The 21,545-nt window shown below is 68.7% G+C and carries 17 protein-coding genes; 6 read left to right on the forward strand and 11 right to left on the reverse strand.

From position 1 onward, the window contains the following. Positions 1-542: 542 nt before the first annotated feature. Together BO221_RS31490 and BO221_RS31495 are read left to right on the forward strand one after the other, a co-directional pair. Complete coding sequence (locus tag BO221_RS31490; protein WP_233166349.1) at positions 543-1,577, forward strand: J domain-containing protein; 1,035 nt, start codon at positions 543-545, stop codon at positions 1,575-1,577. Between the two features lie 18 nt (positions 1,578-1,595). After that, positions 1,596-2,351, forward strand: coding sequence for a CvpA family protein (locus BO221_RS31495; protein ID WP_073564541.1), 756 nt, complete (start codon positions 1,596-1,598; stop codon positions 2,349-2,351). Between the two features lie 12 nt (positions 2,352-2,363). On the opposite strand, the gene clpX is transcribed toward BO221_RS31495, so the two are convergent. Next, positions 2,364-3,437, reverse strand: a complete 1,074-nt coding sequence (clpX, locus tag BO221_RS31500; protein WP_073564542.1) for an ATP-dependent Clp protease ATP-binding subunit ClpX — start codon at positions 3,435-3,437, stop codon at positions 2,364-2,366. Between the two features lie 223 nt (positions 3,438-3,660). Here clpX and speA point away from each other — a divergent pair, with 223 nt between their 5' ends. Further along, entirely contained in the window at positions 3,661-5,679 is a 2,019-nt protein-coding gene (gene speA / locus BO221_RS31505) for a biosynthetic arginine decarboxylase (protein ID WP_073564543.1), read from the forward strand. Between the two features lie 126 nt (positions 5,680-5,805). After that, positions 5,806-7,674 carry a penicillin-binding transpeptidase domain-containing protein gene (locus BO221_RS31510; RefSeq protein ID WP_073564544.1) on the forward strand — a complete coding sequence of 623 codons (1,869 nt, stop codon included), beginning with the start codon at positions 5,806-5,808 and terminating at the stop codon, positions 7,672-7,674. Between the two features lie 24 nt (positions 7,675-7,698). Here the strand turns inward: BO221_RS31510 and BO221_RS31515 are convergent, their stop codons facing one another. The 8 genes from BO221_RS31515 to BO221_RS31545 all read right to left on the reverse strand — a co-directional run bounded on the left by BO221_RS31515 (position 7,699) and on the right by BO221_RS31545 (position 16,504). Next, positions 7,699-8,460 carry a hypothetical protein gene (locus BO221_RS31515; RefSeq protein ID WP_073564545.1) on the reverse strand — a complete coding sequence of 254 codons (762 nt, stop codon included), beginning with the start codon at positions 8,458-8,460 and terminating at the stop codon, positions 7,699-7,701. After that, the gene (locus BO221_RS56470) at positions 8,457-8,993 is read right to left on the reverse strand and encodes a hypothetical protein (protein ID WP_233166328.1); all 537 of its coding nucleotides are present in this window, start codon (positions 8,991-8,993) and stop codon (positions 8,457-8,459) included. Before BO221_RS56470 ends, BO221_RS31515 begins: the two co-directional genes overlap by 4 nt. A 174-nt stretch (positions 8,994-9,167) precedes the next feature. Next, positions 9,168-10,538 carry a TAXI family TRAP transporter solute-binding subunit gene (locus BO221_RS31525; RefSeq protein WP_158079944.1) on the reverse strand — a complete coding sequence of 457 codons (1,371 nt, stop codon included), beginning with the start codon at positions 10,536-10,538 and terminating at the stop codon, positions 9,168-9,170. 142 nt (positions 10,539-10,680) lie between these two features. Beyond that, the gene (locus tag BO221_RS31530; protein WP_073564546.1) at positions 10,681-11,184 is read right to left on the reverse strand and encodes a hypothetical protein; all 504 of its coding nucleotides are present in this window, start codon (positions 11,182-11,184) and stop codon (positions 10,681-10,683) included. A 19-nt stretch (positions 11,185-11,203) separates the two neighbouring features. Then, complete coding sequence (locus BO221_RS31535) at positions 11,204-11,968, reverse strand: hypothetical protein (protein WP_073564547.1); 765 nt, start codon at positions 11,966-11,968, stop codon at positions 11,204-11,206. 173 nt (positions 11,969-12,141) lie between these two features. Then, complete coding sequence (locus BO221_RS31540; protein WP_073564548.1) at positions 12,142-13,854, reverse strand: sodium:solute symporter; 1,713 nt, start codon at positions 13,852-13,854, stop codon at positions 12,142-12,144. After that, positions 13,851-14,021, reverse strand: coding sequence for a hypothetical protein (locus tag BO221_RS55555; RefSeq protein WP_198956221.1), 171 nt, complete (start codon positions 14,019-14,021; stop codon positions 13,851-13,853). Before BO221_RS55555 ends, BO221_RS31540 begins: the two co-directional genes overlap by 4 nt. Continuing rightward, the gene (locus tag BO221_RS31545; RefSeq protein ID WP_073564549.1) at positions 14,018-16,504 is read right to left on the reverse strand and encodes a PIG-L family deacetylase; all 2,487 of its coding nucleotides are present in this window, start codon (positions 16,502-16,504) and stop codon (positions 14,018-14,020) included. Before BO221_RS31545 ends, BO221_RS55555 begins: the two co-directional genes overlap by 4 nt. An 89-nt stretch (positions 16,505-16,593) precedes the next feature. Here BO221_RS31545 and bshC point away from each other — a divergent pair, with 89 nt between their 5' ends. Together bshC and bshA are read left to right on the forward strand one after the other, a co-directional pair. Further along, on the forward strand, positions 16,594-18,222 hold the full coding sequence (gene bshC, locus BO221_RS31550) for a bacillithiol biosynthesis cysteine-adding enzyme BshC (RefSeq protein WP_073564550.1): 1,629 nt from the start codon (positions 16,594-16,596) through the stop codon (positions 18,220-18,222). A gap of 52 nt (positions 18,223-18,274) precedes the next feature. Beyond that, a complete protein-coding gene (gene bshA, locus BO221_RS31555; RefSeq protein WP_073564551.1) occupies positions 18,275-19,435 on the forward strand; it encodes an N-acetyl-alpha-D-glucosaminyl L-malate synthase BshA in 1,161 nt (386 codons plus the stop codon). On the opposite strand, the gene BO221_RS31560 is transcribed toward bshA, so the two are convergent. Both BO221_RS31560 and BO221_RS31565 read right to left on the reverse strand, forming a co-directional pair. After that, positions 19,436-20,281: a DUF2911 domain-containing protein gene (locus BO221_RS31560; protein WP_198956222.1), complete on the reverse strand. Its 846-nt coding sequence runs from the start codon at positions 20,279-20,281 to the stop codon at positions 19,436-19,438. Positions 20,282-20,362: 81 nt separating this feature from the next. After that, positions 20,363-21,535, reverse strand: coding sequence for a metallophosphoesterase (locus tag BO221_RS31565; protein WP_073564552.1), 1,173 nt, complete (start codon positions 21,533-21,535; stop codon positions 20,363-20,365). Between the last annotated feature and the right edge of the window lie 10 nt (positions 21,536-21,545).

Here is a 21,545-nt window from a genome sequence, read left to right on the forward strand (position 1 = left end):
AGACCCAGCCCGCGGCGCCGGGCTCGAGGACGGGTCCGGCGGCAGCCACCGCGCCAGCCATGTCCCCCGCCCGTCCACCGCCGCCGCCGGGTTCCACACCCGCTGCGGCCCCCGCCCGGCCTTCCGTGACCGGAGCGCCCGCCCAGCCTCCCGCGCGTCCAACCGCGACGGTCCCCGCCGTACCCTCCGGTGCCCGTCCGACGGCGACGGTTCCCGCCGTGCCCACTGGCGCGCGTCCGACCGCGACGGTTCCCGCCGTGCCCGCTGGCGCGCGTCCGACCGCGACGGTCCCCGCCGTATCCTCCGGTGTCCGTCCGGCCGCTCCCGGTGCACCCGCGACGCCCGGCACGCCCGCGGCGGTCCGTCCTCCCTCGTCTCCGGGAGCTCCCGCGGTGCCCGCCGCTCCCGCAGGGGCACGGCCTCCTTCGTCACCGGGAACTCCCGCCGCCGCCTCCGGAACCCGCCCGGCCGTGCCTCCCGGTGCGCCCGCGGCCCCGGGTGTCCCGCCCGTCACGCCGCCGCGTCCTCCTGGGACGCCCGCAGTGACGCGCCCCTCCGCCACGGGCATTCCGAGTGTGGCGTCCGTACGTCCGCCGCCCCCTCCCGGTACGCCCCCGGCGCCTCCGGTGGCCGCCAGCGCTCCCCCGCCTCCGCCCGCCACGGCCTCGCAGACCCGCGCGCAGCCGCCCACGCTGGCGCCGGGCGCCGTGCCTCCTCCTCCCGTGAGCACCACTCCCGGCTCGGGGCCACGTCCCGCCGTGCGGCCCACCACCTCACTGCCAGCCGTGGCGCCCGCGGGGACCCTGCCCGCGCGGCCTCCGTCCGGAGCCGGCCCGGCGCGTCCACCACCCCCGCCTCCCGCCGCGCTCCAGCCGCCGCCTCCGCCCGTGGCGCCGTCCATCGCGCCGCTCGTTCCTTCGGTGGCGCCCGTCGTCCCGCCGGCACCTCCCGCCGCCGCGGCCCAGCCCCCTCCCCCGCCGCCCGCCGCGGCCGGGAAGACCTTGGACTTCGACCCGGGCCAGATGACCGAGCTCGCGGATCGCTGCGCCCGGCTCGACCAGATGGACTACTTCGAGATCCTCATGGTGGAGCGCTCGGCTGCTCCCGCGGACATCAAGAAGGCCTTCTACCGCGAGAGCCGCACCTACCACCCGGACCGCTTCTTCCACCTGGACAACAAGGAGCTGAAGGACCAGGTGCACGACCTCTACAAGCGCGTCACCGAGGCCTACTACGTGCTCCGGGACGACGCGAAGCGCCGGCAGTACACGGCGAACATCTCGGGGCCGGAGCGGGCCCAGAAGCTGCGCTTCACCGAGTCCTCCGAGGCCGAGACGCGCGCCGCGTCCAAGCGACAGGTGGAGGAGCAGATCGGCGTGCACCCCAAGGGGCGGCAGTTCTACCAGACGGGCGCGGCGGACGCCGACGCGGGCCGCTGGGCCTCGGCCGAGCGCAACCTGAAGATGGCGCTCACCTATGAGCCAGCCAACACCCGCTACAAGGAAAAGCTCGCCGAGGTGCAGAAGGTGCTACTGGAAGAGTCACGCAAGCAGGGCGACGCCTTCAAGATTCGCTGACGCGAGACGGGGGGACGCGTGACGATCGATCTGATCATCCTGGGCCTGGTGCTGCTCTTCGCGGTGGCGGGTGCCATCTCCGGAGGGGCGAAGCAGATCGCCAACCTGGTGGCCCTGGCGGTGGCCTGGTACGTGTCGCGCAAGCTGGGCACCTACGTGGGGCCGAAGATGGCGGCGGCCCTGGGTGGCGCGCCGCTGCTCATCGGAACGGTCGCCGGCACGATGCTGGTGTTCATCACCGTACTGGTGGCGATCCGCTACGCCCTCACCTACTTCCTGCAGCGGCTCTTCGGCGGGCCGGATCCGGACAAGCGGAACGTGGATGGCGCCATCGGCTTCGTGCTCGGCGGGGCCAAGGTGGCGCTCATCTCCTACGTGGTGCTCAGCGCGCTCGTCTTCGCCGAGCAGTACATCATCGTCGCGGGCAAGCGCATGGGCGTGTCGCCCAAGGACTCGGTGTCCTTCGGGCTGGCGCGCCGCTACAACCTCTTCGAGATGACGCAGTTCGCCGCCGTGAAGGACATGGCCGCGGTGGCCAAGGTGGCCGGCAACCCGGAGAGCGCCCGGCGGATGGCGGACAATCCGGCCTTCAAATCGTTGAAGCAGGACCCGCGCTTCCAGCGGGCCCTCTCCGACAAGAAACTGCGCGAGGCGCTGGAGAAGGGCGACACGCAGGCGGCGCTGCGCAGCAACCTCGTCCTCCAGCTCCTGCAGGACCCCCAGTTCGTGGCCCGGCTGGGGGCCGCCGCCCGGGCCTCCGAGCGCGGCGAATAACCAGGCGAGGACTCAGGCGCCCAGCCCGGCGCTCGCCTCCAGTCCGGCCAGGCGGAGGCGGACGAACCCCTGGTCCACGGTGACCTGGCGGTGGCGGTGCTCGGGGGCCTCGAACATCACGTCCGACATCACGTGCTCGAGGATGGAGCGCAGGCCACGCGCCCCCAGGCCCTTCTCGATGGAGAAGCGCACCACCTCACGCAGGGCGCCATCGGTGATGTCCAGCTCGATGCCGTCCAGCCCCAGCAGCTCGCGGTACTCGCGGACGATGGAGTCCGGGGGCTCGGTGAGCACGCGCAGCAGCTCCGGCTCGCCGAGCAGCTCCAACTGCACCACCACCGGCAGACGGCCGAGGAACTCGGCGAGCATGCCGAAGTCCACCAACTGTTTGGTGGTGACGCGCCGGCGCACCTTCTGGACGTCCTGGGCGCCGAAGCCCAGGGGCCGGGTGTCCACGTTGCCGCCGTACTCGTGCAGGTCCGAGAAGGTCCCCGCGCAGATGAACAGGATGTCCCGGGTGTCGATGGGCACGAAGTCACCGCGATTGAACGTCTGCGTGACATTCATGGGGACGAAGACCTCGCGGCCCTCCAACAGCTTGAGCAGGGCCTGTTGCACCCCCTCTCCGCCGATGTCGCGGCTGCCCGCCCCGTTGCGCGCGCCCTGCGAGCGCCGGGCGATCTTGTCCACCTCGTCGATGAAGATGATGCCCCGTTGCGTGTCCTCCACGGAGTGGTTGGCCTTGAAGAGCAGGTCCGCCACCATCACCTCCACGTCCTTCCCGTAGTAGCCGGCCTCCGTGTACTCGGTGGCGTCCACGGTGGTGAACGGGACGGAGAGGATCTCCGCCAGGTTGCGGGCGATGTGCGTCTTTCCGCTCCCGGTGGGCCCGATGAGCAGGATGTTGGTCTTCTTGAGCAGCGAGGTGCGCCGCAGCCGGCGCGCCTGGACACGTTTGAGGTGATTGTGGGCTGCGATGGCCACGGCCCGCTTGGCCGCCTCCTGGCCGATGACGAACCTGTCCAAACGCTCGTAGATTTCCCTTGGGGTCATCAACGGCGAGTCCCTGCGTGCGGACGACTCCATGTACCCTCCCCTTGGCTCCATGCGGGCTCCCGGACCTCCTCTGGGGAAGGGTAGGAATCCGCTGGGAGACAGCCCACTCATGGGGGTGGGAAGGGGGTCCCTCCCCGCGCCTGGCCGGCCGCCCCTCAACCAGGAGTTGAACCCCGGGGAGTTTCCCGATACTTCCCGCGCTGTCCATTGTTGGACACCGTCCCACCCCTAGACCGGGAGATCAGGAACGCCGATGCCGCCCATCACTCCTCAGCACCGCTGGACCCTCGCTGATGCCCAGGACACCTACGGCATCCGTAATTGGGGCGCCCCCTACTTCGGCGTCAACGAGAAGGGGCACGTGTGTGTCCATCCGGATGGCCCCACGGCCCCGAACATGGACCTGAAGGAGCTGGTGGACGAGGTCCGCCGCCGTGGCATCGGCCTGCCGTTGCTCATCCGTTTCACGGACGTGCTGCGCCACCGGGTGGTGCACCTCAACCAGGCGTTCCGCAAGGCCATCGCCGAGCACAACTACAAGGGCGTGTACCAGGGCGTCTACCCCATCAAGGTGAACCAGCACCGGTACGTGGCGGAGACCATCGTCGAGACCGGCAAGCAGTTCGGCTACGGCCTGGAGGCCGGGAGCAAGCCGGAGCTGCTCGCGGTGATGGCGCTGCTGGACCAGGAAGACGCACTCGTCATCTGCAACGGCTACAAGGACGAGGAGTACGTCGAGACGGCGCTGCGCTTCAGCCGCCTGGGCCGCAAGGTGATCCTCGTGGTGGAGAAGCCCTCGGAGCTGCCCCTCATCGCCGAGGTGGCGCGCAAGACGGGCATTGCTCCGCGCATCGGCATGCGGGTGAAGCTGTCCTCGCGAGGCGCGGGCAAGTGGGAGGCCTCGGGCGGAGACCGCTCCAAGTTCGGCCTGTCCTCCTCGGAGCTGATGAGCGCCATCGGCTTCCTGAAGGAGACGGGGCTGCTGGCCTCCTTCGAGCTGCTGCACTTCCACCTGGGGAGCCAGATCTCCAACATCCGCAACGTGAAGAACGCGCTGCGCGAGGTGGGCCGCTTCTTCGTGGAGGTGGCGCGCCAGGGTGCGCCGCTGAAGTACCTGGACGTGGGCGGCGGCCTGGGCGTGGACTACGACGGCTCGCAGACGAACTTCACGTCGTCCATGAACTACACGACGGAGGAGTACGCCAACGACGTGGTGTTCGCGGTGATGGAGGCGTGCGACTCGGCGGGCGTGCAGCACCCCACCCTGGTGTCCGAGTCGGGCCGCGCCATCGTGGCGCACCACGCGGTGCTGGTGGTGGACGTGCTGGGCACCAGCGAGTTCGATCCCGTGAGCGTGCCGGAGAAGACGGACGACAAGGCGCCCTCGGTGGTGCGCAACCTGCTGTCCACCTTCAAGGAAGTGACGAACAAGAACCTGCTCGAGGCCTACCACGACGCCCAGGACTACAAGGAGGAGACGCTCACGCTCTTCTCCCTGGGGCACCTGTCGCTCGAGCAGCGGGTGATGGCCGAGAACATCTTCTGGGCCCTCTGCCACAAGATCATGCGGATCGCCGGCGAGTCGGGGGAGATCCCCGAGGAGCTCGAGGCGCTGGAGAAGCAGCTGTCGGACACCTACTTCTGCAACTTCTCGGTGTTCCAGTCGCTGCCGGACTCGTGGGCGATTGATCAGCTCTTCCCGATCATGCCCATCCACCGGCTGAACGAGCGGCCGTCGCGGCGCGCGGTGCTGGCGGACATCACGTGCGACTCGGACGGGAAGATCGATCACTTCATCGACAAGCGCGAGGTGAAGGACGCCCTCGAGCTGCACCCGCTCAACAACGACGACTACTACCTGGGCATCTTCCTGGTGGGCGCGTACCAGGAGATTCTGGGCGACCTGCACAACCTCTTCGGTGACACGCACGCGGTGCAGGTGTCGCTGGGGCCCAACGGCGGCTACCTGATCGACCACGTGGTGGAGGGCGATACGGTGACCGAGGTGCTCAACTACGTGAGCTACAACAAGGACGACCTCGTGGCGAAGCTGCGCAAGTCCACCGAGGTGGCGCTGCGCAACGGCAAGCTCACGCTGGACGAGTCGCGCCAGCTGCTGCGCATGTACGAGGAAGGCCTGTCCGGCTACACGTACCTGGAGCGCGAGGTGGACGCCTCCTTCGTGGCCGGGCACGGACAGCTGCGCCTGGTGGCCCAGGACGGCGGCGGCGCCGGCAAGGCCCCCGTCCCGCCCACCGGCACGGGGACCTGATCGCCCCACGGTAGCGCCAGGGATGTAACGAAGCCCCGCGAGCACCCTCAGGTGCCGCGGGGTCTTCTTTTTTCCGGGACCGGTCCCCTTGCCGCATTCCTTGACTCGCCGCCCACCCGCATCACAGTGCGCCGCGTGTCACGGCAAGGGTTGAGGTTTGGAGTCAGTGCCGCGGCTGCCCTGTTCCTGGCGGCCTGCGTTTCGGTGCGAGGACGGCCCGCGGAAGGCCCCGAGGCGGAGGCCCAGGCCTATCTGCAGGCATGGGCCGGGGGTGACTTCGCGGCCATGGGGCGAAAGGTGGCCGAGCCGCCCGCCAACTTCGTGGAGCGGCACCAGCGCTTCCGCGACGAGCTGCGCATCCTCTCCTCCCGCTTCGAGACCGGCCGGGTCGAGCGAGAGGCGGAGAGCGCCGTGGTCACCTTCCGTGCGACCCACGTGCTGCGCGGGCTGGGCGAGTGGGAAGTGAACGGCGCGCTGCCCCTCGTGCGCCGCGAGGGCCGCTGGTGGGTGCGCTGGACTCCAGCGGTGCTGCACCCCGAGCTCCGCGAGGGAGACCGCTTCTCCCGGACGAGGACCCGCCTGGAGCGGGCCGCCATCCTCGATGGCGACGGCCTGCCCCTCACCCGGCAGGGCGAGGTCATCACGGTCGGCGTCGAGCCCCGGCGAGTACAGAATCGCGCCGCCGTGGCCTCGGCGCTCCAGGCGCAGCTGGGCGTGGACCCGGCGCGGCTGGAGAGGCTGCTGAACGCGCCAAATGTGTCGCCCGAGCACTTCGTGGCCATCATCGACGTGCGGCCCGAGCGCTACCAGCAGGTGCGCCCGGCGCTGGCACCCGTGCCGGGCATCTTCTTCCGCCGCAAGAGCGCCCGGCTCTCCCCGGCGGAGGGGTTCGCGGCGCACACCCTGGGCCGCGTGGGCGAGGTGACGGCCGAGCTGCTCCCTCAGCTGGGCCCGACCTACCAGCCAGGAGACATCGTGGGTCTGTCCGGACTGGAACTGACCTATGAGCATCAGCTCGGGGGCAGCCCTTCCGGAGAGGTGCGCCTCACCCGTCCGTCCGGAGAGGTGCGCGTCCTCGGCCGTTTCGAGGGAACGCCGGGCACGCAGCTGCACACCACGCTGCGCCAGGAGGTGCAGTCCGCTGCTGAGGCCGCGCTCGAGGGGGTGACCCAACCGGCGGCGCTCGTCGCGGTGGACACGGGCACGGGCGCCATCCTGGCCATCGCCAGCCGGCCGCTCGAGCAGCCACTGCATCGGGCCCTTACCGGCCGCTACCCTCCTGGCTCGACGTTCAAGGTCGTCACGGCGGAGGCCCTGCTCGCCGCGGGCATGAACCCGGACTCCCCGGCGTCGTGCCCGCCGGTGGCGACCGTGAGCGGCAAGTCGTTCCGCAACTTCGAGGGCGAGGCGTTCGGGAACACCCGCCTGCGCGTGGTCTTCGCTCATTCGTGCAACACCGCTTTCGTGCTGCTGGCCTCAGGACTCAAACCGGGCGCGCTCGGGGAAGCAGCCCACCGCTTCGGCTTCGACGTGGCCTACGACCCGGGACTCCCCTCCCCTGGCGCCTCGTTTCCCGTGCCCCGGGATGAGGCTGAGCTGGCGGCGGCCGCCATCGGGCAGGGACGCGTGCTGGCCACGCCGCTGCACATGGCCTCGGTCGCCGCGGCGGCCGAGTCGGGCCGATGGCGCGCGCCCTACCTCCTGGCGGAGCTCGAGGACGGTCCACGCGCCTCGTTGGCGGCCGGAACCCGTGTGCCCTTGCAGACACTGATGCGCGCCGTCGTCACCGAGGGCTCCGGCCGGACGGCGGCGGGCCTGATGGGGCTTGCGGGCAAGACGGGCACCGCCGAGTTCGGAACAGGTACCCCGCTGCCCACGCACGCGTGGTTCATCGGCTTTCGCAACGGCATCGCCTTCGCCGTGCTGGTCGAGGGCGGCGGCGTGGGCGGCCGTGTCGCCGTGCCCATCGCCGCGAAGTTCGCTTCAGCCCTGTGATACGCGCCACGGAACTGCCCCCTGTCACCCAGGATGGGCAAGGGAAAGCGGGAACAGGGCCCGGTGCTGGATGTTGGGGTAGTAGGCCGCCAGGTAGATCTCTCCCCCCACCCTCACCCACGCCCGGCTGGCGGGCTCGGACTGCCTCCTCCACCATGCGTCCGCCTCCTCACGAGTTTCAAAAGAGGCTACGGGAACGGGCTGCTCTTTCTCCACGAGTTCTTCGAGATACCATTTGAGAGCACGACTGTTCGGCAAGCGGCGGAGGTTCGTCTCGCGATCATAAACGACATCGTGAAACTCGTTCGCGATAAGTACGCTCGCGGGGTCCGGTGGATGGGGATGGTTCGCAAGCCAGGATTGCGCTGTCTCCCGGGTGTCAAACGATGCCACGACGAAGGGTGGTGCGTTGGCCTCGACGTGCTGCAGATACGCCGCGAAAGCATCCTGCTGGCCGGTTGATTCAATGTATTGAATCGCGTCCAGGATGGCTTGACTCTGAGCCACCTCCTCAGCCAATTCGGGCTGCTCGCGAACCTTCTCGAAAAAGCGCTTCGTCACATCCATGCGCTCGCTCAATTCCGCGTTACCACCTCCAGGAGGCAAACGGCGGGAGTCGGAGCTATTGAAGAAGTCCTCGAAGTCGTACCGCTGGCCAGTAGCAAAGATGAAATCCAGAGCGTCTCTCGCCAGACAAAGAATTCGCTCTTGCTCGGGAGCCTGGTCCTGACTCCAGCGCCTCCCAATCACAGGGTGCGCATCCGCAAGTTCATAAAGAGTCGTCATGGAACCACCGGCGTGAGGACGTGCACAGAGGGGACGCCAGACGAGGCCATCAAGACGATTGGAGCGAGCACCAGGGCTCCGCCCCCACTTCCAGCGGCAACGACAACGAAAGCGACGCCCGCGATGACGACGATGGTCCCTACCAACAATTCGCGATGGTGCTGCTTCAGCCAATCGACCGCGCTGCCAACAACGGGGAAGCTGACCCGAAGCTTGCCGGCTTCGGACAACTCCCTGAGCTTGCAACAATCTACATATGTCGGCAGGCACCTCTTGACACACATGGCCTTTTTGGAGCCATCACTTGCGTGTGTCCAATTGCGACCCTTCAGGCTGGCTCTGCACATCTCCTCGCAGCTATCGCGCTCGGCCTCGCAATCGCGATTGAAGGAAGCACGAAGGACAGGTGCTTCTAGATGACCCTGACTCGTGAGTTCTGGATACCCGGACAGGTCAAAATCACTGAGGCGCTGCCACGCGTGAGACACCCGGCCATCCTGAGACTCCTGGATGATGAGCACGTAGCGGGACAAATCCGCGGCTCCTGATGGAGCGGGCGGCACGTACACGGTGGCGCTACAGGAAAGAAGGAGCAGGCTGAGGCTCGATGCCATGAACCGCTGTGAGGCTGTGCGGATACCCATCAGGCCCTCTCGCATGGGCGTCCCACTGAGTCAACGTCCATCCCGAGAGATACCCGCGCGCCATCAACCGTGCTTCAGCGCGGCCTCGGTGCGAGGCGCGCCCGGCACCGTGAGCCGCTCCTCCAGCCGGTTCCGGATGTAGCCCACGTGCAGGCGCAAATCATAGAACTCGTCCATGTAGCTCAGCGGCACCTTCAAGCCGCCAATCTCATGCTCGAGTTGCTCGAGCAGCAGCAGCTCCTTCCGCACCTGCTCGACATCCAGCGCGCCGCGCAGCCGCTCGTCAATGACTCGCAACCGCGCATACCAGCGATAGATGCGTGAACGGATGCTCCACCGGTACACCGGAGGCGTCAGCCTCAACAGCGGCACCAGCACCACGAAGAGCGGAATGAGCAGCACCACGAACCGGTGGATGAGCGCCGCGAGCCAGAAAGGCAACATGCGCCGCAGGAAGTCCGGGCCGTGCGTCAGGTAGTACCGCGCCTGCTCGTTGACGGGCAGCTCCGTGAGCGTGTCATTCGGAAACCTCCCGGGCTCACTGAGCAGGTCTCCGCTCCGGTGCGTCCGGACCGCCGCCTCGGTCAGCAACGCGACCACGGCCGGGTGCACGTCCTTGCTCGCCACCAACACCGCCGCGGGCGCCACCAACTGCACCTCCCGCTCCGGCAGGTCTCGCACCAGGTCCAGCGACCCCCGATGCAACGTCACGGGTGACAGGTACCGGAACTTCCGCGCGTAGGCATGCGCCTGCTCGAAGCTCATCAACCGCACCCCGGGCATGTGCATCAGCTCGGAGATCAACGGCGCCGTGGGGCCCATGACGAACAGCGCCGCATCCACCGAACCCTCGCGCAACGCCGCCACGGCCTTGTCCCCGCCGAGGTCGACCAGCGTGGTGCCCGCCTGCCCGCCCGCTACCCCGCCCGCGGCCAGCAACTCCAGGGACAGCGCCCGCACACCGCTTCCCTCCGCCCCGACCGCGATGCGTCTGCCCACCAACTGCCCGAGCCGATCGAGCTGCGCCTCGCCCCGGTAGAACACCCACACCGGCTCCAGGTACAGGCTCGCCAGCGCGACCAGCTCCTTCCGGCGCTCCTTGTCCGCCGGAGCCGTACCGCCCTGGACGATGGCGACATCGACACCGGAGCCCGGAGTCCCCAGCAGCGTGTAGTTCTCGATGGAGCCGGCCGTCTCCCGGACGATGAGCTCGAGCCCCGCCGCCTCGAAGTGCTCGGCGTAGTGCCGGGCCACCGCGTGGTACGCCCCGCTCGCGGAACCGGTGGCGATGACGACCGTACGCGGCGGAGCGGGCTCGACGAACTGCCACGCCGCCGCCGCCAGCGCCGCCAGCACCACGGCCACTACCGCGGCACCCCGCATCATCTCCAGACGCGACAGCGCCCGAGGATTCTCGTTTCGCTCTCCCTGCACGCCAGAGCCTCCTTCGACTCCGACCATCCTAGCGCGCGGGGGCATCTTCCGTTCGGCCCCTGTTGCCCGACTGCTCCAGAGGCAACTTCCCGGGACCCTGGGCCCGCCCTTCGCCGGAGCCCGGCGGGAAGTCCGGTTCCGGCTACGTCAGGCGGAGCCCCGAGGGCAACGACTCGAGCTTGCGCTGAACCAGGCGCCCCGGCTCTCCCTGGAGCGTGAATCGCAGATTCAATGCGGGCACCTCGAACTTGGAGCCGAGGAACCACCCGACGATCCCATCATCCTGGGAACGAACACAGCGGAGCTCGCCCCAGGGAATGCAGGGAACGCCTCGGATGAGTGGAGTGCGCAAGAGCACGCCAGGGGCCAGATGAAGCCCCCGGTTGCCGATCCCCACGTAAAGGGAATGCTTGAAGTTCACCCAGCGCACGACCCCCGAGCCGAACTGGAACGACCGCTCCAACGGCTCATCCACCGGCGGGTAGCGATTCAGCAGCGCCATCTGTCCCATCAGCCACGCCAGCAGGGTAGAGATGAACAGCCACATCCCCACGAAGAGGAAGGGCAGGAGGACTGGGCTCACCACGACGGCCCGCGAGCCGGGGCCCGCGGCGGCCAGGAGCGTTTCTCGAACGAGTGGATTCATCTCGGGGAGAGCATAAGCGCTACTCGAGCTTCCAGTCGTCCAGATACACGTCCATGTAATCCGTACGCACGCCTGTCGTGCCCCACGTCAGGCTGGTGTCATGGGCCGTGAGCTGAAGCACGCCATCGACGAAGTACTGCAGCGTGTCGCCACTCACCGCGAGCTTCACGGTGTGCCACGTCCGGGTCGCCGGTGCCCTGAGCATCTTCTGCGCGAGCGTGGTGTAGACGCCGCCCAGCTTCTTCTTGATCGTGACCAGTCCGTCCTTGCGGTAGGACGCCACGTACAGGTCGTCCTCCGTCTGGTAGCGCGCGAAGACATGCAGCCCCGCCCACTCGGGCGCGCCCGCCTGCCACTCCTGGATGTGGGCGCGGTAGCTCGGAGCCGCGGTCTTCCAGCCCACCTTCTTGCCATCCACGTACAGCCGCGAGAGTGCCCGGAAGTTGTACGTGCTCGTCCACCCCCGGCGCCACGTGCCCGCGTACTTCGAGGAGAGGCACCCGGACGTCACCTCGAGATGGAGCCGCTGGGACGAGTCGCTCGAGCACTCGACGAGCGAACCATCCGCATAGGCCTCGAAGTTCTCGCCCGCCCAGGGGCAGCTGCTCGCGGAGGTGCAGATGATGTAGTTGGAGTCGGGATAGAAGTCATACGCGCTCGCCGCGGTGGCCGCGGACTCAGCGGTCTCCAATGCGCCGGCTTCCTCCAACGCATCCGGCCCGCAAGCTCCCGCCAGCACCATCACGCAGGCGGACAACCCCAGAGCGATCGCACGACTCTTCATGGTGGCTTCTCCCTCTCCTCAGGAGGAGGGCTCCGGCCTGCCGCCATCCCAATAAAAATGAATTAACGGGCAGAAACGGATTCCCCGCAAGTTTCTGGCAGAAGCCACCATGCGGAGGGTGGCCCCAGCTTCGTGGGGCCACCGTACGGCCAGGCGAGCGTCCAGCCGGCTCGCTAGCCCGGCGACGGCTGGGGCTCCGCGGTCCGGGGCATGACGGCCTGGAGGACCAGGGCCAGGACCACCACCAGCGCACAGCCAATCACGTTGAACCACAGGTAGCCGATCGCGCTGAACATGAAGAGGGCGATCACCGTCGTCTGCGAGATGAGCGCGGCGAAGAAGACGGCGTGGCCCCGCACGTGTTTGAAGAAGAAGGCCACCAGGAAGATGCCCAGCACCGTCCCGTAGAAGATGGACCCGAGGATGTTGACCGCCTGGATGAGGTTGTCGAGCAGCGACGCGAAGCTCGCGAAGGCCACCGCGATCAGGCCCCAGAAGACGGTGAACAGCTTGGAGGCCACGAGCACCTGACGGTCCGAGGCGTCGCGGCGGACGAGCCGCCGGTAGAAATCGACCGTGGTCGTCGCGCCCAGGGCGGTGAGCTCGCTGGCGATGGAGCTCATGGCCGCCGCCAGGATGACGGTGATGAGCAGCCCCACGAGTCCACTCGGCATCCAATCCTTCACGAACGAGATGAAGATGTAGTCCGAGTCCTTGGTCTCCACACCCGGCAGCGCGCGCGACACCACGGCCTTGGCCTCCTTGCGGACCGAGTCGGCCGTCTTCGCGGCGGCCCGGAGCCGCTCGCGCGCACTGTCCGCGGCGGACGCATCACCGGACTCCCGCGCGGCCAGGTAGCGGTCGGCCTCGGCGCGCTTGTCGGCCTGCACCTGGGCCCACTTCTGCTCGATCGCGGCGAACTCGCCCGCCTGCGCGGTCGCCTGGACCTTCGCGCGCAGCGGCTGGTTGAAGAGCAGCGGCGGCGCGTTGAATTGGTAGAACACGAAGACCAGGAGCCCGACGAAGAGGATGAGGAACTGCATCGGGATCTTCAGCACGCCGTTGAACAGCAGCCCGAGCCGGCTCTCGGAGATGGAGCGGCCCGTCAGGTAGCGGCCCACCTGGGACTGGTCGGTGCCGAAGTACGACAGCGCCAGGAAGAACCCACCGGTGAGCCCGGACCAGATGTTGTAACGGTCCTGGACGTCGAGATCGAAGCTGACCACGTTCATGCGGCCGAGCGCTCCGGCGACATCCACCGCCCGCCCGAAGGACACGTGCTCGGGCAGCCGCCAGACGATGACGATGGCGGCCACGACCATGCCCCCGAGCATCACCACCATCTGCTGCTTCTGCGTCTGGCTGACGGCCTTGGAGCCACCCGTCACCGTGTAGACGATGACGAGCACACCGATGCCCACGATGGTCGGCTCGAGCGGCCAGCCGAGCACGGCCGAGAGGATGATGGCGGGAGCGTAGATGGTGATGCCGGAGGCCAACCCGCGCTGGATGAGGAAGAGGAACGCGCCGAACAGGCGGGTCTTCAGATCGAAGCGCGACTCCAGGTACTCGTAGGCGGTGAGGACGTTCAGGCGGTAGTAGATGGGAATGAAGACCGCGCTGATGAGCACCATCGCGATCGGCATGCCGAAGTAGAACTGCACGAAGCGCATCCCGTCCTCGTAGGCCTGGCCCGGGACGGAGAGGAAGGTGATGGCGCTGGCCTGCGTGGCCATGACCGACAGGCCGATGGTGGGCCAGCGCAGATCCTGGCTCCCGCGCAGGAAGCCCTCGGCGGTGTTGCTCTCGCCGCGCGTGCGCCAGAGCCCCCACCCCACGATGAATGCCGTCGTCCCGATGAGGACCAGCCAGTCGAGCAGTGTCACGAATAGGCCCGGGTGAGCGCCCAGAACAGGGCGATGGTGAGGGCAAGGTTGCCCACCACGAGGAGGTAGATGTTGCGCCAGGACCCGAGCAGGGGTGGCGCGTCGTCGAGCTCGGGCCGCGACGCGGGAGCCGAAGCCGGTTCAGGGGGTTTCGAGGTGGCGGTCATTGGGCGAGGAGGTTCGCGAGCAGGCGGTAGGCACCGGGCACGCCCGCGGGAAGCTGACGGAAGAACGCGATGCCCGTGTAGACGAAGGTTCCCTTGCCGTGGCGGGCCACGAGGAGTCCACCCCGGAGCGGCTCCTCACCCGGGTCGTTCATGGCGAACACGGGCTTGTAGCGCTCGTCCCACTTCGCGGCGAAGTAGAGCCCCCGCTCCTGCACCCAGCCCTCGAAGTCGGCGGCGGTGAGCCGGTTGGGTCCCTTCAGCAGCGGGAGGTTGGGGCCCACGGACCTCATGGCCGCGGTCTCGTCCGTCACGCGATCTCGGCCAATCTCCAGGGGATAGGGCCCGAGCGAGGCGTTGAGCGGGCCCACGCGGCTGTTGGTGTTGTACTGCACGATGAGCCGCCCCCCCTGCTCGACGTAGCGCATGAGCCGCTCGCGGTGGAGGGCGAGGCGCTGATTGGCATTGAAGGCGCGTACCCCGACCACGATGGCCTCGAAGCCCTCGAGCTTCTCGGAGGCCAGGCGCTCCTCGGGCAGCAGCGTCACCTCGTAGCCCACGGCCGCGAGGCTCTCGGCCACGCGGTCCCCGGGGCCGGGGATGTAACCGATCCGCCGCACCTTCGTGGCCAGGGTGAAGGACACCAGGGCCGCTTCGGACGGCTGGCGCACGGTCTGCGGTGGAATGTGCTCGTGCGTCACCGAGCGGACCCGCCATGACTCGGAGCGGCCTCCGCTCTCGACGACGACGCGCATCCGGCCCCGCTCGTTCGCGCCCTTGGGCGGAGTCACCTGGAAGCGGACCGTCCGCTCATCTCCGCGAGCGGCGAGCTTGAAGGGCACCTCGGCGGGTTCGGCGCGCCAACCCGCCGGAAGCTCGAGCCGGACCTTCCCTTCCGCATCGGCCCGGCCCGCGGCCAGCACCACCGACACGGACTTGGCTCCGCCGTTGGGGAACATCAGCACCTCCCGGTCGAGCGTCGCCGTGATGGCCGGTGCCACCTCGAAGGCACGGTACAGCTCGCCCCGCACCGGATCCGTCCAGGCGTAGACCACCGGCCGGACCACGGAGAAGCGCTTGCCGCCCACCTCGTAGAGGAACGTCACCGACAGGGCGGGCTCGCCCTCGGGCCTGCCCACGAGCGCGCGGTCCTGCTCGTCCAGCGCATAGAGGCCACCGGCAACGGGCTTGCGCAGCCAGTAGGGCGTGGAGATGCGTGCCGCCTCGGGAATCGCCACCGTCCTGGAGAGCTTGAACGGCTTGTTGTCGGCCAGCTCGGCACCGGCCGCCACGGACTCACCGCCCGGCAGCGTCACGCCCACCAGCCGGAACGCCGCGGGCGAGCGGTTCAGCGCCACCAGGTTCAACGCCACCTGGCTGCCCGGCACGGCCATCGCCTCCGCCGCACGCGCCTCGAGGAACAGACCCGCGCATGCGGCCACCAGGTCCTCGGTCTCACGCAGCTTGATGGCCTTCCACGGGTTGCTGTCCGGCAGCGCCGAGATCGCCTCATGCACGCGAAGCAGCGCCGGAACGCTCTTGTGAGGCGCGCGCGCATCGAACCCGTTCACCGCCTCGTCGAGGGTCCGGACCACCTGCTCCGTACCGCCCCACCGCCGCCACGAGAACTCGAGCCCCTCGAAGACATCGGACTTCGGCTGCGTCCCGGCGAGCGCCTTGAAGTGCTCCAGTTGCGTCCCCCGCTCGGCCGGCACGCCGAAGCCCTGGCTCTTGTGCTGGCTGCGGCTCTCCGCGGAGATCTCTCCCCACGAGCGCCCCAGGAGCGGGTCGTAACCGCCCACGTCGAGCTTGAGGTAGGCGGACATGTCCGCGTCCGGCTTCAGGTTCCACGTGGACACGTTGTTCAGCAGCCGGTCGGCCTTCCACGGCTTCACCTCGCCGAGCTGCTCGGGGAAGCGCGACGGGTCCGCCGCCGCGGTGAAGGCCTCCTCCGCCAGCAGGGCCGACGCGGTGTGCTGGCCATGGTTGGGCGGAAGGGTGGTGAAGCGCGTGATGATCACATCCGGCCGGAAGCGGCGGATGGCGAGCACCACATCGGCCAGCACCTGCTCACGCCCCCAGATGCGCAGCGTCTCATCGGCGCTCTTCGAGTAGCCGAAGTCCCTCGCCCGCGTGAAGAGCTGCTCGGCACCGTCGACGCGCCGCGCCGCGAGCAACTCGTACGTGCGGATGAGCCCGAGCAACTCATCCTGCTCGGTGCCGATGAGGTTCTGCCCGCCATCGCCACGGGTCAGCGAGAGGTAGCCCGCGCGGAGGCCACGTCCACCGGCCAGATAGGCCAGCAGCCGCGTGTTCTCGTCGTCGGGGTGTGCCGCCACGTACAGCACACTCCCCGTGACGCCGAGGCGCCGGAGGTCCGCCGCGATCTCTCCCGCGTGGGGTTGCCGGGGCGCTTGAGCGAATGATGCCGACGAGAATCCGAGGCTCATGGCCACTGCCATTCCGAAAATCACCAGGGTCCGCATTCGGGGCGGACCCTAACAAGGAACGCCACCCCAGGGGTGTGAGGAATCCTTCAGGAATTCTTGATGCGGGTCCGTGTTACAAGCCGCCCGTGGCTTCCTCATTCTCCGCCTCCTGGCTGCGCGGTGATCCGCGAGCCCTCGAATTTCTCTCCGACCGTTACCGGCATGGGACCGCCCGCGCCGAGGCGGTGGCCGCCGCAGCCGCCCGCACCGTGGCTCCGGCGATTCATGACGTGCTGGTGGCTCGCAACGCGCGCCTCGCGCCGAGCCCCGCCCGCCAAAGGAACCTGGAGCTGCTCGCCCGTCCCGGCACGACCGCCGTGGTGACCGGACAGCAGGTCGGGCTCTTCCTGGGGCCGCTCTTCACGGTCTACAAGGCCGCCTCCGCCATCGTCGCCGCACGCGCACTCGCCGAGGAGACCGGCCGGCCCTGTGTCCCCGTCTTCTGGCTGCAGACCGAGGACCACGACCTTCCCGAGATCGATCACTGCTTCGTTCCGCGCTCCGCGGGTGGGCCCCTGCGCATGGCCCTGGAGCATCCGGACGCCGCCACCTCGCGTGTTCCCGTGGCCCATCGTCACCTGGGCCCGGGCATCACCGGTGCGCTCGCCGCGCTGCGCGCCGAACTGAGCGGCAATCCCCACGCGGACGAGCACCTGGCGCTGCTCGCGCGCTCCTACCGCCCCGAGGCGACGCTCGCGGACGCCTTCGCCGAAGTCCTGTCGGCCCTCTTCGCGGACGAGGGGCTCGTGTTCCTCGACCCGCGCGACCCGCGCCTCGCGCCGTTCGCCGCGCCCATCCATCGCCGTGCCATCGAGGAGGCCGCGCCCATCTGTAGCAAGCTCGCCGAGCGGGGCCATGCCCTCGCCCAGGCGAGCTTCTCCGAGCAGGTCCACATCCGTCCGGGCTCACCGCTGAACTTCTTCTCGCCCGATGGTCTCGATGGCGCGCGCTACCGCCTCGATCCCTCCACCACGCCCGGCACCTGGAACCTCGTGGGCCATCCCGAGGGCGCCTCGGTGACGACGGCCGAGCTCCTCTCCTGGCTGGAGCGCGAGCCGCTCCGCTTCACGACCTCGGCCCTGCTGCGGCCGATCCTCCAGGACTCCTGGCTTCCCACGGCGGCCTACGTCGGTGGGCCTGGGGAAATCGCCTACTTCGCGCAGCTCGCGCCCCTGTATGCGCACGTGGGCCTGCCCATGCCGCTCATCGTGCCGCGCGCCCGGTTCCGGGTGATCGACGACCGCGTGCGCCGCCTGCTCGACAAGCTCGGCCTCTCTCCGGATGACGCGAATGCTCCGCGCGACGAGCTGCTGGCCCGCCTCGCCGCCCGCGACACCGGAGAAGCCCTCGAGACGCCCGAGGCCATCGAGGCCCGGCTCCTGAGCACCTTCACCGCCGAGCTCGCCCGCCTCGGCGAGCGCATGGCCGCCATCGACCCGACCTTCGCCCAGGGCATCTCCCGCACCGACGGGACCGTCCGCCGGGGCGTCTCCCGGCTCGTGGCCCGGTACGGCCGCTCCATCACGCGGCGGGATCAGACCACCCTGGAGCGCGTGGACCGCCTGCAAGGCTACCTCGCCCCGGAGGGTGCGCCCCAGGAGCGCATCTACTCCCTGCCGTACTACGCGAGCCGTCTCGGCTCCCACGCCTTCACGCGACTCGTGCTGGAAGCGTGTGAACCCTTCTCCGGCAACTTGAAGGATCTGAGACCGTGACCACGGCGCGCGGGAATACCTTCGTGCAGCCCGAGTTCCGGCCCTCAATCCCATGAGCGACCGTCTCAACCTGGCCATCACCTGCTTTCCCACCTTCGGAGGCAGCGGCCTGGTCGCGACCGAGATCGGTCTGGCCATGGCGGAGCGCGGCCACCGCGTCCACTTCATCGCGCGCGACCTGCCCGTGCGGCTCCATGGAATGACGCGGAAGGTCGTCTTCCACGAGGTGACGGAGAGCGACTACCCGGCGCTCGCCCACTCGGGGACGTACCCCCTGGCGCTCGCATCGAAGATGATCGAGGTCGCGAGCTACGAGCACCTGGACATCCTGCACGTCCATTACGCGGTGCCCCATGCCACGGCGGCCTGGATGGCCCGCGAGGTGCTCGGAGACAAGGCGCCGCGCATCGTGACGACGCTCCACGGTACGGACACCACGCTCGTGGGCACGGACCCCACCTACCTGCCCATCACGCGCTTCTCCATCCTGCGCAGCGACGCGGTGACCACGCCCTCGGCGTTCTTGCGGCGCGCCACGTGGGAGGGCTTCGGCATCCCGGAGACCTTCCCCATCGACGTCATCCCCAACTTCGTCGACACGAAGCGTTATTGGCCGGCCCGCGACCGGAACCATCTGCGCCAGCTCTTCCCCGGCCTGGAGGATGGCGAGCCCGTGCTCATCCACGTCTCGAACTTCCGGCCCGTGAAGCGCATCGGCGACGTGGTGTCCATCTTCGCGGCGGTCCAGAGCAGGCGCCCGTGCCGGCTGGTGATGATTGGTGACGGCCCCGAGCGCTCCCCCGCCGAGCGCAGGGTGCGGGAGCTCGGGCTCGAGGCGCGCGTGGCCTTCCTGGGCAAGCAGGAGAGCTTCGTGGAGATGCTCGCCGCGACGGATGTCTTCCTGCTTCCGAGTGAGCAGGAGAGCTTCGGACTCGCGGCACTCGAGGCGCTGAGCTGCGGCATCCCGGTGGTGGCGAGCAACATCGGCGGCATCCCGGAGCAGGTCGATCACGGGACGACGGGTTACCTCGCGCCGGTGGGCGACGTGGAGGCCATGGCCGGCCACGTGCTCGAGCTCGTCCGGGAGCCCGAGCGCTGGCGGGGCTTTTCCCGCCGCGCCCGGGAGAACGTCCTGGAGCGCTTCCAGCTCGGGCCGGCGATCGACCGCTACGAGGCGCTCTATCGCCGGCTCCTGGCTGGAACCACCGCGTGACTACTTCTTGCCCTTCCAGTCCTGGAGGGCCTTGGCGACCTGATCCTTGTAGAAGAAGTTCTGGTCCTTCTGGCCCAGATCCCAGGCCGTCTGGGCGGACTTGCGGGCCTCGGCGAACTTGCCCGTGCGCGCCAGGATGTCGGCCTTGATCCAGTTGTTGAACCAGTGCGACTGGATGGCCAGGGAGTCATCCGCGTAGCCCAGCGCGGTGTTGTAATCCTTGGACGTATCGGCCACGTAGCGGGCCGCGTTGGCCAGGGAGCGCCACGCATCGTTCACCGCGGCCTGGATGTTGGCCTGGGCGTACGTCGTCGTGTCCGTCTTGACGGGCACCGAGACGCGCAGCGTGCCCCACTCGAGGTCCAGCGAGGTCTGGTCATCGGTGGTGTTGGAGAAGAGGAACGTCAGGCGCTCGCGGTTGGGAACCTCGGTGGGGGTGACGGAGACGCGGGCGACGTCGTTCTTCTGGTCGTAGGCCTTGCCACCGCCGTACAGGCCGAGCTCCTTGTTCAGCACCACCGTCCACTCCTTCTCGGTGGGGATGGAGACGATGGCGTAGGTGCCCGCGGGGACGGGCTTGCCACCGAACGTCACATCCCGGCTGAAGGAGATCTTCGTGGTCATGTTGGCGCCGGTGCGCCACACCTGACCGAAGGGGACGAGCTCGCCCCAGAGCTTGCGCCCCTTGACGGCGGGGCTGGAATAGTCGACCGAGACCTCGGTCAGACCCACGTGCTGAACCACCTTGGCCGACGGGCTCGCGGCGGGCAGCTCGAGCTGCGCCGAGGCGGGCAGAGAGGTGAGGGCCATCACAACAGCGACTACGCACCCAAGAAGCTTCTTCATCGTCCTGATCCTTATCGCTCGGGGAAGGATGAGCGGCCGGAATCTATAGATCGGCATCGGGCCGCACCAAACCTTTCCGCCTCACGATGTCAGCACGAGTTTGACGAGCTCCGGCGGGCTTCCCACGCGCATGGGCGGGCCCCAGAAACCGCAGCCCCGGCTCACGTAGAGGTGCGAACCGCCATGCTGGTAGAGCCCGGCGGAGTGCTCCCAGGCCAGTCCGATGAAGAAGGTCATGGGGACGATCTGCCCGCCGTGGGTGTGGCCGGAGATCTGCACGTCCACGCCCCGCTCCGCGGCGACCTTGAAGTTGGCGGGCTGGTGCGCGAGCAGCACCGAGGCGCGGTCCGGATCCCTCCCCGTGAGCGCCTGCTCGAGGTCATAGCCCTTCTTGCCGCGCCGGCGTCCGCCGCTCCAGTCATCCACGCCGATCAGGTCCAGCGAGCCGCCCGCGTCACCGATGCGCACGTGACGGTTGCGCAACACCTGGATGCCGAGCGTCCCGAGGAACGCCGACCACTCCTCGTCACCCGAGTAGTAGTCGTGATTGCCGGTGACGAAGAAGGAGCCGAAGCGCGACTTGAGGTTCGCGAGCGCCGCCACGTGTCCACCGAGCGTGGGCACGTCCCCATCCACGAGGTCTCCCGTGATGGCGAACAAGTCCGGCCGCAGGTCGTTGGCCTGACGGACCAGCTCATCCATGAACCTGCGCTGGATGAAGGGGCCCACGTGGATGTCCGTGAGCTGGACGATGCTGAGCCCCTCCAGGGCCTTGGGCAGCTTCGGGACCTTCAGCACCACCTCGGTCACCATGGGCGGAGCGAAGGCCCTCCAACTCCCGTACGCGGCCAGACCGCCTCCCGTGACGGCGGCACCGCCGGCCACCGCCTGGGCAAGGAAGCGCCGCCGCTCCTCGTCCACCGGCGGAGAGGCAGGCGCGCGAAACCGCTGCCCCAGCACCAGGAGCCCACGGCCCAGGTCCATGACGAGGAGTGCGATCACCAGCAGGAGCGCCACGCCCATCCAGGTGTAGGAGACCACCGAGAGGGCATCCGCGAATTCCACGGGCAGTGCATCCAGCAGCTTGCGCCGGAACATCAACAGGAGGGTCATCGAGAGAAGCACGGCCACGGCCAGGAGCCGGAGCGCTCGGCTGCGGACCGTGTCCCGCACCAACCTTCGGTACAGATAGAGATGACCCAGCAGGGCGCCGGTCGCGATGAAGATCGAGAAGGAGAAGAACCGGAGCAGCATGGGGAGGGAT

It is taken from the genome of Archangium sp. Cb G35 (genome assembly GCF_001896145.1).
GTDB classification, from domain to species: domain Bacteria; phylum Myxococcota; class Myxococcia; order Myxococcales; family Myxococcaceae; genus Archangium; species Archangium violaceum.

What these genes read in the sequence shown, in the direction of transcription:
- clpX (WP_073564542.1), bottom strand. Translation starts at nt 3,437, where the DNA reads ATGGAGTCGTCCGCACGCAGGGACTCGCCGTTGATGACCCCAAGGGAA.
- speA (WP_073564543.1), top strand. Translation starts at nt 3,661, where the DNA reads ATGCCGCCCATCACTCCTCAGCACCGCTGGACCCTCGCTGATGCCCAG.
- BO221_RS31515 (WP_073564545.1), bottom strand. Translation starts at nt 8,460, where the DNA reads ATGACGACTCTTTATGAACTTGCGGATGCGCACCCTGTGATTGGGAGG.
- BO221_RS31530 (WP_073564546.1), bottom strand. Translation starts at nt 11,184, where the DNA reads ATGAATCCACTCGTTCGAGAAACGCTCCTGGCCGCCGCGGGCCCCGGC.
- BO221_RS31535 (WP_073564547.1), bottom strand. Translation starts at nt 11,968, where the DNA reads ATGAAGAGTCGTGCGATCGCTCTGGGGTTGTCCGCCTGCGTGATGGTG.
- BO221_RS55555 (WP_198956221.1), bottom strand. Translation starts at nt 14,021, where the DNA reads ATGACCGCCACCTCGAAACCCCCTGAACCGGCTTCGGCTCCCGCGTCG.
- BO221_RS31545 (WP_073564549.1), bottom strand. Translation starts at nt 16,504, where the DNA reads ATGCGGACCCTGGTGATTTTCGGAATGGCAGTGGCCATGAGCCTCGGA.
- bshA (WP_073564551.1), top strand. Translation starts at nt 18,275, where the DNA reads ATGAGCGACCGTCTCAACCTGGCCATCACCTGCTTTCCCACCTTCGGA.
- BO221_RS31560 (WP_198956222.1), bottom strand. Translation starts at nt 20,281, where the DNA reads ATGAAGAAGCTTCTTGGGTGCGTAGTCGCTGTTGTGATGGCCCTCACC.
- BO221_RS31565 (WP_073564552.1), bottom strand. Translation starts at nt 21,535, where the DNA reads ATGCTGCTCCGGTTCTTCTCCTTCTCGATCTTCATCGCGACCGGCGCC.